The organism is Lentzea sp. NPDC051208, assembly GCF_040682435.1.
GTDB lineage: Bacteria > Actinomycetota > Actinomycetes > Mycobacteriales > Pseudonocardiaceae > Lentzea > Lentzea kristufekii.
Window position 1 is genome coordinate 193,364 of sequence record NZ_JBFBAW010000005.1, and the last position, 12,556, is coordinate 205,919.

General features: G+C 69.6%; 17 protein-coding genes. 14 read left to right on the forward strand and 3 right to left on the reverse strand.

The window, feature by feature from the left end; translation table 11 throughout:
* Positions 1 to 42 precede the first annotated feature (42 nt).
* From AB0M48_RS13755 to AB0M48_RS13780, 6 genes are all read left to right on the forward strand, one after another.
* Positions 43 to 972, forward strand: coding sequence for an ABC transporter permease (locus tag AB0M48_RS13755; RefSeq protein ID WP_363840475.1), 930 nt, complete (start codon positions 43 to 45; stop codon positions 970 to 972).
* Positions 965 to 1,939, forward strand: coding sequence for an ABC transporter permease (locus AB0M48_RS13760; protein ID WP_363840478.1), 975 nt, complete (start codon positions 965 to 967; stop codon positions 1,937 to 1,939). The genes AB0M48_RS13755 and AB0M48_RS13760 overlap by 8 nt, the downstream gene beginning before the upstream one ends.
* Before the next feature lie 9 nt (positions 1,940 to 1,948).
* Complete coding sequence (locus AB0M48_RS13765) at positions 1,949 to 2,935, forward strand: ABC transporter ATP-binding protein (protein WP_363840481.1); 987 nt, start codon at positions 1,949 to 1,951, stop codon at positions 2,933 to 2,935.
* Positions 2,928 to 3,923 carry a dipeptide ABC transporter ATP-binding protein gene (locus AB0M48_RS13770; protein ID WP_363840484.1) on the forward strand — a complete coding sequence of 332 codons (996 nt, stop codon included), beginning with the start codon at positions 2,928 to 2,930 and terminating at the stop codon, positions 3,921 to 3,923. Before AB0M48_RS13765 ends, AB0M48_RS13770 begins: the two co-directional genes overlap by 8 nt.
* Positions 3,924 to 4,040: 117 nt before the next feature.
* Positions 4,041 to 4,205: a hypothetical protein gene (locus AB0M48_RS13775; RefSeq protein ID WP_363840486.1), complete on the forward strand. Its 165-nt coding sequence runs from the start codon at positions 4,041 to 4,043 to the stop codon at positions 4,203 to 4,205.
* Positions 4,205 to 4,975, forward strand: a complete 771-nt coding sequence (locus AB0M48_RS13780) for a DUF6338 family protein (protein ID WP_363840489.1) — start codon at positions 4,205 to 4,207, stop codon at positions 4,973 to 4,975. Before AB0M48_RS13775 ends, AB0M48_RS13780 begins: the two co-directional genes overlap by 1 nt.
* Here AB0M48_RS13780 and AB0M48_RS13785 read toward each other — a convergent pair.
* From AB0M48_RS13785 to AB0M48_RS13795, 3 genes are read right to left on the reverse strand one after another with little or no spacing between them, the layout of a single operon-like run.
* Positions 4,920 to 5,453, reverse strand: coding sequence for an AAA family ATPase (locus AB0M48_RS13785; RefSeq protein ID WP_363840492.1), 534 nt, complete (start codon positions 5,451 to 5,453; stop codon positions 4,920 to 4,922). The genes AB0M48_RS13780 and AB0M48_RS13785 overlap by 56 nt on opposite strands.
* Positions 5,450 to 5,875 carry a GNAT family N-acetyltransferase gene (locus AB0M48_RS13790; protein WP_363840495.1) on the reverse strand — a complete coding sequence of 142 codons (426 nt, stop codon included), beginning with the start codon at positions 5,873 to 5,875 and terminating at the stop codon, positions 5,450 to 5,452. The genes AB0M48_RS13785 and AB0M48_RS13790 overlap by 4 nt, the downstream gene beginning before the upstream one ends.
* Complete coding sequence (locus AB0M48_RS13795; RefSeq protein WP_363840498.1) at positions 5,872 to 7,329, reverse strand: peptidase S10; 1,458 nt, start codon at positions 7,327 to 7,329, stop codon at positions 5,872 to 5,874. The genes AB0M48_RS13790 and AB0M48_RS13795 overlap by 4 nt, the downstream gene beginning before the upstream one ends.
* On the opposite strand from AB0M48_RS13795, the gene AB0M48_RS13800 reads away from it, so the two are divergent.
* From AB0M48_RS13800 to AB0M48_RS13835, 8 genes are read left to right on the forward strand one after another with little or no spacing between them, the layout of a single operon-like run.
* Entirely contained in the window at positions 7,285 to 7,977 is a 693-nt protein-coding gene (locus tag AB0M48_RS13800; RefSeq protein ID WP_363841309.1) for a uracil-DNA glycosylase, read from the forward strand. The genes AB0M48_RS13795 and AB0M48_RS13800 overlap by 45 nt on opposite strands.
* A gap of 10 nt (positions 7,978 to 7,987) precedes the next feature.
* Positions 7,988 to 8,344, forward strand: a complete 357-nt coding sequence (locus AB0M48_RS13805) for a CPCC family cysteine-rich protein (RefSeq protein WP_363840501.1) — start codon at positions 7,988 to 7,990, stop codon at positions 8,342 to 8,344.
* Positions 8,345 to 8,363: 19 nt separating this feature from the next.
* Positions 8,364 to 8,837 (forward strand): SMI1/KNR4 family protein, encoded by a 474-nt coding sequence (locus AB0M48_RS13810; RefSeq protein ID WP_363840504.1) that lies wholly within the window; start codon positions 8,364 to 8,366, stop codon positions 8,835 to 8,837.
* 54 nt (positions 8,838 to 8,891) lie between these two features.
* On the forward strand, positions 8,892 to 9,491 hold the full coding sequence (locus tag AB0M48_RS13815) for a DUF4129 domain-containing protein (RefSeq protein ID WP_363840507.1): 600 nt from the start codon (positions 8,892 to 8,894) through the stop codon (positions 9,489 to 9,491).
* Entirely contained in the window at positions 9,488 to 9,838 is a 351-nt protein-coding gene (locus AB0M48_RS13820) for a hypothetical protein (RefSeq protein ID WP_363840510.1), read from the forward strand. The genes AB0M48_RS13815 and AB0M48_RS13820 overlap by 4 nt, the downstream gene beginning before the upstream one ends.
* Positions 9,835 to 10,776, forward strand: coding sequence for a MoxR family ATPase (locus AB0M48_RS13825; RefSeq protein WP_363840513.1), 942 nt, complete (start codon positions 9,835 to 9,837; stop codon positions 10,774 to 10,776). The genes AB0M48_RS13820 and AB0M48_RS13825 overlap by 4 nt, the downstream gene beginning before the upstream one ends.
* On the forward strand, positions 10,773 to 12,002 hold the full coding sequence (locus AB0M48_RS13830; RefSeq protein ID WP_363840516.1) for a DUF58 domain-containing protein: 1,230 nt from the start codon (positions 10,773 to 10,775) through the stop codon (positions 12,000 to 12,002). The genes AB0M48_RS13825 and AB0M48_RS13830 overlap by 4 nt, the downstream gene beginning before the upstream one ends.
* A complete protein-coding gene (locus tag AB0M48_RS13835; protein WP_363840519.1) occupies positions 11,996 to 12,457 on the forward strand; it encodes a hypothetical protein in 462 nt (153 codons plus the stop codon). Before AB0M48_RS13830 ends, AB0M48_RS13835 begins: the two co-directional genes overlap by 7 nt.
* Positions 12,458 to 12,556 lie beyond the last annotated feature (99 nt).

Below are 12,556 nucleotides of genomic sequence, written 5' to 3' on the forward strand. Positions count from 1 at the left end.
TCAGGACCTCGGGCGCCCCCCACCACGCAAGGAGCCGACCTCATGGGTCGCTATGTGCTGCGCCGTCTGCTGCAGCTGATACCGGTCTTCCTGGGGACCACTTTTCTGATCTACGCCCTGGTCTGGGCGATTCCGCAGGACCCCTTCGCGGGCAAGTGCGGCCAGCGGCCGTGTGATCCGGCCTACATCGCCGAGATGAGCCAGAAGCTCAATCTCAACGACCCGTTGGTGATCCAGTACTTCAAGTACCTGGGCAACCTGCTCGTCGGTGACTTCGGCACCACCTTCAACGGCGTCTCCGTCGGTGAGCAGATCGCCACCTCGTGGCCGATCACGCTCAAGATGGGCATCATCGCGCTGATCATCGAGGCCGTCATCGGCATCGTCGCCGGCATCCTCACCGGTCTGCGCAAGCAGGGCTTCCTGGACAACTTGGTCCTGGTCTCGACCCTGTTCCTGATCTCGCTGCCGGTCTTCGTCACCGGTTTCGTGCTGCGGCTCTACCTCGGCCCGCAGGGCTTCGACCTGATGGACACCTCGGTCAGCTCCGATCCGACGTTCGGCGAGCTGATCCTGCCCGGCTTCGTGCTCGGCAGTCTCTCGATGGCCTACGTGGCCCGGCTGACCCGCTCGAGCATCGTCGAGAACCGGCGCGCGGACTACGTGCGCACGGCCATCGCCAAGGGCCAGCCGCAGAGCCGCGTCGTCGGCATCCACCTGCTGCGCAACTCCCTGATCCCGGTGATCACGTTCCTCGGCACCGACCTCGGCGCCCTCATGGGCGGTGCGATCGTCACCGAGGGCGTCTTCAACATCAACGGCATCGGCGGTCTGATCTTCCGCGGCATCCAGGAGAAGGAAGGCATCATGGTCACGGGCATCGTGACCCTGCTGGTCCTCGTCTACCTGCTGATGAGCCTGATCGTCGACCTCCTGTACGCCGTTCTCGACCCGAGGATTCGCTATGAGTGACCCAGGATCCGTGTCCGGCGGAACCGGACTCGAGGCGTCCGCGGCGGCAGGAGTCGACCAGCTCAGCCATGTCGACGACTCGTCGCAGAAGCAGAAGAAGCCGCGCTCGCTCTGGAGCGACGCGTGGGGCGACCTCCGCACCAAGCCCACGTTCATCGTCTCGCTGGTGATCATCGCGATCATCGTCCTGATGGCGATCTGGCCGACGCTGTTCACGTCGGTCGACCCGCGTGCGGCCGACCTCGACAAGTCGCTGCAGTCGCCTTCGGGCGACGCGTGGTTCGGCTACGACCTGCAGGGCTACGACGTCTACGCCCGTGCGATGCACGGTGCTCGCGCCTCGCTGCTGGTCGGCATCTTCGCGACGCTGCTGACGGTGCTGATCGGGTCGACCGTCGGCATCATCGCCGGCTACGCGAAGACCTGGATCGACAGCCTGCTGTCGCGGTTCAGCGACATCTTCGCCGGCATCCCGTTCGTGCTCGGTGCGATCGTCATCCTGACGACGCTCAACGCGCCCACGGAGAACCCCGGCGTCTTCCGGATCATCACCCAGGTGGTGCTCTCGATCGCCGTGCTGTCGTGGCCGGTGGCCATGCGCATCATGCGTTCGGCCACCCTGGTCGCGAAGCAGCAGGACTACGTCAAGGCCGCCCGCGGGCTCGGCGCGTCCCCGCTGCGGATCGTGTTCCGGCACCTGCTGCCGAACACCGTGGCGCCCGTGCTGGTGTACGCGACGATCGCCCTGGGTGCCTTCATCGGCGCCGAGGCGACGCTGGCGTTCCTCGGCATCGGCCTGCGTCCGCCGGTGGTGTCGTGGGGCGTGATGATCTCGGAGTCGCGCGACTACTTCCAGTCGGCTCCGCACATGCTGCTGTTCCCCGCGGGCTTCGTCACGATCACCGTGCTGGCCTTCGTCATGCTGGGCGACGCCGTGCGCGACGCCCTCGACCCCAAGTCCCGATAGGGGAATCCTGTGACTCAGCCACTGCTGGAGGTCGAGGATCTCCACGTGGAATTCCGCACCCGCGACGGTGTCGCGAAGGTGCTCAACGGAGTTTCGTACCACGTCTCGGCGGGCGAAACCCTTGCCGTGCTGGGCGAATCCGGTTCCGGCAAGTCCGTGACCGCCCAGACGATCATGGGCATCCTGGACACGCCGCCGGGGTTCATCACCAACGGTTCGATCAAGTTCCGCGGTGAGGACCTGCTGACCCAGTCGGCGGAAGAGCGCCGCCAGGTTCGTGGCGAGGGCATCGCCATGATCTTCCAGGACGCTCTGTCGGCTCTGAACCCCGTCTTCACCATCGGGTTCCAGATCGAGGAGCAGCTCAAGGTCCGCCGCGGGATGTCCAAAGCGGACGCTCGCAAGCGGGCGATCGAGCTCCTGGACCAGGTGAAGATCCCGAACGCGAAGGGTCGCGTCTCGGACTACCCGCACCAGTTCTCCGGCGGTATGCGGCAGCGCGCGATGATCGCGATGTCGCTGGCGCTCGACCCGGAGCTGCTGATCGCGGACGAGCCCACGACCGCGCTGGACGTCACCGTGCAGGCCCAGATCATGGACCTGCTGGCGGAGATCCAGAAGGAACGCGAGATGGGCATGATCCTGATCACCCACGACCTCGGCGTCGTCGCCGACGTCGCGGACCGGATCTCGGTCATGTACGCGGGCCGCATCGTCGAGCACGCCGACGTCTACGAGCTGTTCCGCGCGCCGGGACACCCGTACACCGAGTCGCTGCTCGAGTCCCTGCCCCGCGTGGACCTGCGCGGCCAGGAGCTCAAGACGATCAAGGGCCTGCCGCCGTCGCTGACCAACATCCCGTCGGGATGCCCGTTCCACCCGCGCTGCCCGCGGGCGTTCGACCGTTGCCCCACCGAGGTCCCTGCCGTGCACAACCTCGGCATGGGCCGCACCAGCCGGTGCCACATCGCGGAGGAGGTGGTCGCTCGTGGCTGAGCCCATCCTCGAGGTCGAGAACCTCGTCAAGCACTTCCCGGTCCGCGTCGGCGTGCTGTTCAAGCGCACCGTGGGCCACGTCAAGGCCGTCGACGGCGTCTCGTTCTCGCTGAACAAGGGCGAGACCCTGGGCGTCGTGGGCGAATCGGGTTGCGGCAAGTCCACGCTGGCCCAGGTGCTGATGCGCCTGGAACCGCCGACGTCGGGCATGGCGCGCTTCGAGGGCCGCGACATGTTCGCGATGAAGGGCGCGGAGCTGCGCAAGCTGCGCCGCGACATCCAGATCGTGCTGCAGGACCCGTACACGTCGCTGAACCCGCGCATGACGGTCGGCGACATCGTCGGTGAGCCCTACGAGATCCACACCGAGGTCGCGCCCAAGGGCGACCGGCAGCGCAAGGTCCAGGAGCTGCTGGAGATCGTCGGCCTGAACCCGGAGCACATCAACCGGTACCCGCACCAGTTCTCCGGCGGTCAGCGCCAGCGCATCGGCATCGCCCGCGCGCTCGCGCTCAAGCCCAAGGTGATCGTGTGCGACGAGCCGGTGTCCGCTCTGGACGTCTCGATCCAGGCGCAGGTCATGAACCTGCTGGGCGACCTGCAGTCCGAGATGGGTCTCTCGTACGTCTTCATCGCGCACGACCTGTCGGTGGTCCGCCACCTGTCGGACCGCGTCGCGGTGATGTACCTCGGCAAGATCGTGGAGATCGGCACCGAGGAAGAGATCTACGAGCACCCGATGCACCCGTACACGCAGGCACTGCTGTCCGCCGTGCCGGTGCCGGACCCGACCCAGCGCGGCCGGCGCGACGTCATCCGCCTGACGGGTGACGTGCCTTCGCCGATCGACCCGCCGTCGGGCTGCCGGTTCCGCACGCGGTGCTGGAAGGCGCAGGACATCTGCGCGACCGAGGTTCCCGAGCTCGTGGTGCGGGGCGGCGGTCACCCCGCCGCGTGCCACTTCGCGGAGGAGCGCGCGGTCGTCTGATCGCTTGTCCGTGGGAGGGGCCGTGCCTTCGGGTGCGGCCCTTTTCGTTCGCCCGTGCGGGTGTGCGCGCCGGTGCTAGCTTGGTCGCGGCGTCGACGATCTACCCACGGAGCCGGCATGACCGAGCCTGAGAACGTCCCCAAGCCTCCTGCCGAGTACGACGTGCCCGCCGAGGAGTACGACTACGACGACGACGCGCCTGGGCATCCCTGGAAGCCGCCGTTCGAGTTCCACGACGCGGAAGATCGCCTGCCGCCTCCCGTCTCGGGCAGCATCGACTAGTGGTTCCGCAGACCATCGGGGCGCTGGCCTCGTTCCTCGCCCTGGTCGCGCCCGGCATCGTCTTCGAGCTGCTGCGGGAACAGCGGCGGGCGGGTGCCAAGGAGACGGTCTTCCGCGAGGCCTCGCGGGTCGCTCTGAGCAGTCTCGCCTTCACCGTGGCCTCGACCGCGAGCCTGCTCGGCGTCCACGCCGGGGCCTCTAAGTGGTTCGGCTGGAGGCTGTTCGCCGACCTGACGGCGCTGGTGGCCAAGCCCGACTACGTGAAGCAGAACGTGGCGCTCATCGGCTACAGCGCGGTCGCGGAACTCGCGCTGGCGTGCGCGCTGGCGGTGGTGTTCGACCTCGTGCTGGCCCGGCGTCGCCGCCAGCAGCGGTCACTGGGCAAGCAGTCGGCGTGGGTCAAGGTGTTCCGCGAGGACCGGCCGGACAACGCGCTGTGCTGGGTGCACGTGATGCTGGAGGACGGGAACTCGTTCTTCGGGTTCCTGCGGTCCTACGACGCGGCCGGCGATCCGGACACCCGCGAGATCGTCCTGGAGGGCACGAAGCTGACCTACGTCGGCGAGCCCGTCACCGGCGGCGACGAGAAGAAGACGACGGTCATCGGCCGGGATTGGGAACGCGTCGTCATCCCGGGCTCGCGCATCAGGTTCCTGCGCGTGCAGTACCTCGACGCCGAGACGGGCGTGCGCGTCGACTCGGCCCGGCGGCCCGTCAGCGAAGACGCAACGCCTCGAACGCCCGCGGTGGCCGCGCCAGAGACTCCTTGATCGCCAGCGCGCACTCGCGCGGGCTGTGCACGCTCGTGTCGACCTCGAAGTCGTAAAGCCCGTGCTGGTGGACGCTGTGCAGCTGCGCGGCGGCGTGCCCCGGCACCCGGTCGCCCCGGGCCCGTTCGCGCCTCTCCAGCTCGTCTGGAGGGCAGTGCACGCCCACGAGGAAGACGTCCAGGCCGTCGAGCACCTCCAGGCAGTCCTGGAGGCGCCACGGCTCGCTCAGGACGTGGTCGACGACGACGTCGTTGCCGGCCTGCGCCATTCCCGCCACGGCCCGGTGGAAGCCCGCCCTGGTGCGGCGCAGGACCTCGGCCTGCGCCGGGCCGTCGAGCTCCAGCGTCCGCTCGACGGCGCGCATGGCGCCGAAGGCGTCGACGCCCAGGTGGAAGTACGGGGTGTCCAGCACCTGCAACAGCTGCTCGGCGATGCTCGACTTGCCGGAGCTGGACGTCCCGTTGAGAAAGATGATCATCGGCTCAGGTCGGTGAGCGACACGCCCGGAGCGACCTCGCGCGTGCCGGTCTCCACGAACCCCCGCCTGCGGTACAGGGCGAGCGCGGGCTCGTTCTTCGTGCCCGTGCTGACGACCTGCGGCCCGTCCGGCAGCGCGTCGAGCAACTTCGACGCGATGCCGCGGCGGTGTGCCCGCGGGTGCACGACGAGCCGGCAGATGTCCACAGTGGACCCGTCGAGCCGGTAGGACACCGCGCCCGCGAGACCCTCCTCGTCGTAGAGCCCGAGGAAGGTCTCGTCGCAGGCACGGAGTTCGTCGAGCGACTCGTGCAGCGGCGGGATGCCGTCGAAGCCGATGAGCTCGGCCTCGACGGCGTACGCCAGTCGTTGCACCGTCCAGAGCTCGTGCAGGACGGTGTCGTCGGACAGGTCGAGGATCACGTGTTCGAGGAGTTCCGCACGAACGCCGCCAGGTCCTCGGACTGCTGGATCCTGCTGGGCTCGTGGACGTACATCATGTGGCCGGCCGGGTAGTAGGCCGACTCGATGTTCGCCGTGAGCTCCTTGGGGATCTGCAGGTGCGCGATGAGGTGCTCGGCCGCGAAGTACGGCGTGGCGCCGTCGTACCAGCCGAACGCGACGTGGACCTTGAGGTGCGGGTTCGCCCGCATCGCCGCCGAGAGCTTGCCCGCCGTCGTGACGTGGCGGCCCTCGAACTCCTTGTAGGACCACTGCTCGATGACCCGCGCGAGCACCTCGTACGGCAGGTCGCTGGAGTAACCGAGCTCGGCGTGCACGTAGTGGTTGAGCACCGCCGAGTACGGGCCGAGGATCGCGTCGATGGACGGGTCCGCGGAGATGCCCTCGCGGCCGTAGTCGGTGTCCCAGCCGGTGAAGCGGGCGTCGATGCGGCCGACGGTCTTGCGGTCGCGGCGGAGCAGCTCGGTGAAGAACCGGATGTGCTCGATGCGCAGGTCGACCGCGTCCACGTACTCCTCGGACAGGCCGGTGAGCCGGGCGAGCTTCTCGATCGTCGCGGCGCGCTCGACGTCGGTGAGCCGGTTGCCGCGGGCGAGGGCGTAGGGGTAGTCGCGGACCGCGAACTCCTCGGCCTCGGCGAGCACCTCCTCGAGCGGGCGGTCGCCGTGCAGGCCGTGGTAGTTGGCGATGGCCGCGTACGTCGGCAGGAAGAGCGTGTAGGCGAGGTCGTGGCCCTCGTTGAACTCCAGCGTCGCGAAGTCCAGCACCGAGGAGATCAGCATGAGGCCGTTGAGGTACATGCCGTACTTCTTCTGCAGGTGCTCGGCGAGACCGGCCGCGCGGAGCGTGCCGTACGACTCGCCGCAGAGGAACTTCGGCGACATCCAGCGGCCGTTGCGCGAGGTCCAGAGCCTGATGATCTCGGCGATGGACTCGATGTCGGGCTGGTAGCCGTGGTAGTTGCCGGGCTTCTCGCCCTCGGCGGCCCGGGAGTACCCGGTCGACACCGGGTCGATGAACACGAGGTCGCTCTCGGCGAGCAGGCTCTCCTCGTTGTCCGCGATGCCGTACGGCGGGGCGGTGAGGTCGCCGACGTCGCCACTGAGGACCCTGCGCGGCCCGAGGAGCCCCATGTGCAGCCACACGCTCGCGGAACCCGGTCCGCCGTTGAACGCGAACGTCACGGGCCGCTTCAGCGGGTCCGCGCCGTCGAGCGTGTAGGTGGTCACGAACACCTCGGCCTTGGGCTTGTGGCCCTCGAACACGCCGTCCTTGAGCACTTCTTCCTTGAGCACGATCCGCCCGGTGGTGGCGGTGTAGTTCAGCTCGCGGCCCTTGACGGTGATGGTGTGCTGGGTGGTGACCAGATCATCAGTCGGAGACGCGGGCTTCTCTTCGGTCTTCTCCTCGGACATGGGAGCAACACTACGGAACTCGACGATCGAATAACGGCCTGCCGAGCGTGCCCGCGCCTGGTCGCGTGGCGCGAGACAGCGGCGTCGGTGAAGCGCGCGGCGTTCATGGATTGGGACTACTGGGGCAAACCCGTCCCGGGCTTCGGTCCGATGGACGCCTCGCTGCTCATCGTGGGCCTCGCACCCGCCGCGCACGGCGGCAACCGCACCGGGCGGATGTTCACCGGCGACGCCTCGGGTGACTTCCTCTACCGGGCGTTGTACGAGGTCGGCCTGGCCTCACAGCCCACCGCGTGGGCCCGGGACGACGGCATGGAGCTGTACGGCGTGCGGATGGCCTCGCCCGTGCGGTGCGCACCGCCGGAGAACAAGCCGACCGCCGAGGAACGGGACAGGTGCTCGCCTTTCCTGCGCGAGGAGATCTCGCTGATGCCGAACCTGCGGTCCGTCGTGGTGCTCGGCGGGTTCGGGTGGAAGGCGTTCCTGCCGTTGCTCGGGCCCGAGCGGCCGAAGTTCGGGCACGGGGTGGAGGTCGAGCTGGGCGGGCTGCGGGTGTTCGGGTGCTACCACGTGTCGCCGCACAACACGTACACCGGCAGGCTGACCCAGGAGATGCTGCAGGACGTGCTGAAACGGGCCTCTGCCTAGGATGCATGCCATGGGGGACGAGGTCGTCGAAGGCGCAGGCTGGAGCCTGGTGCGCCGGGCCGGACAGGCGCCTCGGCCTGTGGGCGTGGCCTGGCTCGGCTCGTACTTGAGCATGAAGAACGTCTACGGGTCCGCGGACGGCGGCCCGTACACCTGCCCGTGTTGCGGCCACCTGACCCTGGCCACGCGTGCCACCTGCGAGATCTGCCGCGAGTGCGGCTGGGAGGACGATGGTCAGGACGACCACGACAGCTCTGTCGTCCGAGGCGGCCCGAACGGCCCTGTCAGCCTCGACGACGAGCGCGCCAACTACGTGGCGGAGGGTGGCGTTCGCGGTGTCCACGTGCCGCCCGGTCCGGCCGTCTGATCTGCCTGGGATGTGCCGCGTGCAGTTCTGGGTCGAGGACAGCTACGGCATGCAGGCGCCGCTCACCGACGAGGCAGTTCGCGAGGCGGAGGCGTTGCTGGGCGTGCGGCTGCCGGACGCGCTGCTGGAGCTGCTGCGCGTGCAGAACGGCGGCAGCGTCGTGGGCGAGCGGTCCGCGTTCCCGACGAGCGAGCCGACCTCGTGGGCGCCGGACCACGCGCCGTTCGACAGCCTGATGGGCATCGGGACCGCGGAGCGCACGACATCGTTGCTCGACACCCCCTACCTGGTCGAGGAGTGGGGGCTGCCGTCCCCCGTCGTGCTGCTGACCGGGGACGGCCACTGGTGGATCGCCCTGGACTACCGCGAGTGCGGTCCGGCCGGTGAGCCGTCGGTCGTGTGGCTCGACGCCGACGACGAGTGGGAGATCCCGCTGGCCCCCGATCTCCGGACGTTCCTCGACGGCCTGGTGCCCGCCGAGTCGTTCGACTAGCGAGTTGGCCGAAGGATCGTTCCAACTCCGCTGACCCGTGTAAGGCTGGCCGCCATGAAGTGGTGGCGGGCAGGGGTGGCGGTGGCGGCGTTGCTGATCGTCGTCGTCGCGGCCAGTGGCACCTCGCCGGTCACGTTCGTCAACCGCCTGGACGACCGCCCGCCGCCGCAGGACACCGTGCCTCGGGTGGACGTTCCGCTGCCGACCGAGCTGCCGGACGTGTTCGCGATACCGCTCACCGCGTACCTGGTGGTGCTCGCCGGCCTCGTCCTGTTCGGACTGATCGGGATCGTCCTGGCGTTCGAGCTGCCCCGGTGGCGTCGTCGTGGAGGTGTGCGCGGTGTGGAGATCGAGGGCGCCGAGATCGGGGGGTCCGCGGTGGTGAAGCGCGTCGAGAAGGCGTTGCAGGAGTTCACCGGGCACCCGAACCGGCCGCCGCGCGACGCCGTGATCGCCGCCTGGCTCGCGCTCGAGGCCGCCGAGGAACGCCTGCCGCACCAGACGCCCACCGAGTTCACCGAGAAGCTCGGAGTGGACGCCGTGGTGCTCAAGGACCTCTACCAGCGTGCGCGGTTCGGGCACGAGGACGTGACGGCCGCGCAAGCCGAGCAGGCACGACAAGAGTTGAGCCGCATCGTCCGGGAGCTCGCATGAAGATCGTGCTGGCACTGCTGGTCGGGGTGATCATCGGCGTGGTGATCTGGTGGCTCGGCGCGTCGCCCGCGTGGGCCGCGGCGCTGGCCGTGCCGCCCACCGCGTTCGGCGTGCTGGTCACCAGGTTGCCGCAGGCCACCGACATCGTCTGGAGCTCGGCACCGCCGCCGCCCGGTTCGATCAGCACCGCGCTCGCCAGCACGCTCGCGAGCAGGCTCACCGAGGCGGCGGAGGACCCGAGGCGCTACCAGGAGCGGTTCCGCGCCCGGCTCGCACGACTGGGGATCGAGGCGTCCGAGATGCCGGATCCGAAGCAACTCGCGGAGAGGCTCAGGAGGGTCGAGTGACCATAACGCTTGAGGCCAAGGCGGTCCTCGACGAGATCGGGCAGGTCGTCGTCGGACGCACCCGCACGCTGCGGCTCGCGCTCGCGGCCGTGCTGGCGGGCGGGCACGTGCTGCTGGAGGACGTGCCGGGCCTGGGCAAGACGCTGATCGCGCGGTCGCTCGCGCAGGCCCTCAGCCTCGACTTCCGGCGCCTGCAGTGCACGCCCGACCTGCTGCCCGCGGACGTCACCGGGTCGTTCCTCTACGACCCCGGCAGCCGTGAGTTCGAGTTCCACCAGGGGCCGGTGTTCGCCGGGCTGCTGCTCGCCGACGAGATCAACCGCACGCCGCCGAAGACCCAGTCCGCGTTGCTGGAGGCCATGCAGGAGCGGCAGGTGACGGTCGAGGGGCGCACCTTCCCCCTGCCCAGGCCGTTCCACGTGCTCGCGACCTCGAACCCCGTCGAGTACGAGGGCACCTACCCGTTGCCCGAGGCGCAGCTCGACCGGTTCCTCGTGAGGCTCGACATCGGGTACCCGCCGCCGGAGGAGGAGGTCGAGGTCCTGCGCCGCCGGCTCGCGCGGCAGCGGGAGGAGGCCGAGGTGGCGCCGGTGCTCGCCCCCGGCAGGCTCGCCGAGCTGCAGACCGAGCTCGAACGGACCACAGTGGACGACGATCTCCTGCGGTACTGCGTCGATCTGGCGGTGGCCACGCGCAACCACTCCTCGGTCGAGGTGGGCGCGTCACCCCGTGGCGCGCAGGGACTTGTGCTCGTCGCCCGCGCACTCGCCACTTTGGAGGACCGCGCGTACGTGACGCCCGAGGACGTCAAGGAGTGCGCTGTCGCCGTGCTGGCGCACCGGCTCGTGATGAAGCCCGAGACGTGGACGTCCGGCGTGAACGGGGTGCAGGTCGTCACCGAACTGCTCGGCAAGGTTCCGGGCCCGCCCAGCTCATGAGCAGAGCGGACAAGATCAGGGAGGCGTTCGCCCAGTCGCACGGCGCGCACTGGCATCCGACGGACGCGTACGCGCGCGCCGTCTGGCTGGGCGTCGGGCTCGTCGTGGGCGGGATGTTCCTGCACCAGGTCGAACTGGTGCTGTTCGGCGTGCCGCTGGTCCTGTCCGTGCTGCTCACCCACAAGCCTCGTGGCACACCGACGGTCGACGTCCGTCCCGTGCCGCGCGCGGCGGGTCTGGGCGTCGTGCACACCGTCGCGCACCTCGACGGCGCGGACGCGGAGATCGCGGTGGTCAAGCTGCCGGGCGGCGCTCGCGCGGTACCGGCGCACTCGCCCGACCTGCCGGTCGAGATCAGGCGCGACGCGTGGGGTCCCGGCGTCGACCTGCGGCTGGACCACCTGTTCGCCGGGCCGGACGGCATGCACGTCTACGGGCCGATCGTCGGGGTCGAGCACGTCCGCACGATCCTGCCGCCGGTCGAGCACCACCCGTCGGGACCGATGCCGCCCAGGCCGGCCGGGCTGGTGGGCATCCACCGCTCGCCGCGCGCCGGCGACTCGACCGAACTGCGCGACATCAGGGCGTTCCAGCCGGGGGACAGGCTCAAGCGCATCGACTGGCGCGTCACCACCCGCACCGGCACCGTGCACGTCCGCGAGCGCCACGCCGAGGCCGACGCGGAGATCGTGCTGGCCCTGGACACGCGCGCGGACGTCGGCGTGGACGTGGCGGACTGGGCCTCTCCCCACCACGGGGCGACGACGCGGCCCGGCGGCAGCCTGGACCGGGCGGTGCGGCAGGCGGCGTCGATGGCCGCGGGCTACCTGCGGCAGGGCGACCGGGTGGCGCTGATGGACCTGTCACGGCCCCAGCTCAACGTGCGGTCCGGCGTCGGGCGGCGGCACCTGATGCGCATCCGCACGCAGCTCGTCGTGTGCGTGCAGGCCGCCGGGTGGTCGTCGCGGGTCGCGTTGCGCAAGCTGCCGCACGGGAGCGTGGTCGTGCTGCTGTCGCCGTTCCTCGACGACGACGTCGCGGAGCTGGCCGTGCAGACGCGCAAGCACGGGCACGTCGTGCTGGCGATCAACACGCTGCAGTTGCCGTTGGTACCCGACGCGGAGACGCCGTGGGGCGAGGTCGCGGCCGAGATGATCGCCGCGGAACACCGGCTGCGGCTGCGGCGCATGGCCGAGCACGGGGTGGCGGTGACGCGCGAATGCTGATGCGTCTGGCGATCGTGCTCGCGGCGTTGCCCGTGGCACTGGTCCTGCACCTGGAGTCCACGACGATCGCGCCACTGCTGATCGTCGTCGTGCTGACGGCGCTCACCGCGCTGATGCCGGGAAGCGCGGGGCCGGCGTTGCTGATCGGCTACGCGGCGCTGGCGACGGCGTTCGCCGACGGGCACCCGTTGCGGCTCGGAGTGCTGATCATGATTCCGGCGCTGCACCTCATTCACGTGACGTCCGCGCTCGCGGCGGTCGTTCCGATGAAAACGAAAATCGAGCCCGCTGCGCTGAAAGCACCAGCACGCCGGTTCGCCATTGTCCAAGCGATCACATTTGTCGTCGCGGCCTTCGCCGCGTTCGTCCCATCGGGTGCCGGCGTCGGGCTCGTGGAGGTGCTCGGACTGGGCGCTCTGACGGTCGTGATCGGGGTCGTCGCGCTGAGGATCTGAATCGACTCTCTCAGGCAGAACGTCTCGACTTCCGCTGGAGGCGCAGGTCAGCCGCGATCGTGTCCCGCATCACCCGGCGACGGTAGTCACAACGGCCCC

What these genes read in the sequence shown, in the direction of transcription:
- AB0M48_RS13755 (WP_363840475.1), top strand. Translation starts at nt 43, where the DNA reads ATGGGTCGCTATGTGCTGCGCCGTCTGCTGCAGCTGATACCGGTCTTC.
- AB0M48_RS13760 (WP_363840478.1), top strand. Translation starts at nt 965, where the DNA reads ATGAGTGACCCAGGATCCGTGTCCGGCGGAACCGGACTCGAGGCGTCC.
- AB0M48_RS13775 (WP_363840486.1), top strand. Translation starts at nt 4,041, where the DNA reads ATGACCGAGCCTGAGAACGTCCCCAAGCCTCCTGCCGAGTACGACGTG.
- AB0M48_RS13785 (WP_363840492.1), bottom strand. Translation starts at nt 5,453, where the DNA reads ATGATCATCTTTCTCAACGGGACGTCCAGCTCCGGCAAGTCGAGCATC.
- AB0M48_RS13795 (WP_363840498.1), bottom strand. Translation starts at nt 7,329, where the DNA reads ATGTCCGAGGAGAAGACCGAAGAGAAGCCCGCGTCTCCGACTGATGAT.
- AB0M48_RS13805 (WP_363840501.1), top strand. Translation starts at nt 7,988, where the DNA reads ATGGGGGACGAGGTCGTCGAAGGCGCAGGCTGGAGCCTGGTGCGCCGG.
- AB0M48_RS13815 (WP_363840507.1), top strand. Translation starts at nt 8,892, where the DNA reads ATGAAGTGGTGGCGGGCAGGGGTGGCGGTGGCGGCGTTGCTGATCGTC.
- AB0M48_RS13820 (WP_363840510.1), top strand. Translation starts at nt 9,488, where the DNA reads ATGAAGATCGTGCTGGCACTGCTGGTCGGGGTGATCATCGGCGTGGTG.
- AB0M48_RS13830 (WP_363840516.1), top strand. Translation starts at nt 10,773, where the DNA reads ATGAGCAGAGCGGACAAGATCAGGGAGGCGTTCGCCCAGTCGCACGGC.
- AB0M48_RS13835 (WP_363840519.1), top strand. Translation starts at nt 11,996, where the DNA reads ATGCTGATGCGTCTGGCGATCGTGCTCGCGGCGTTGCCCGTGGCACTG.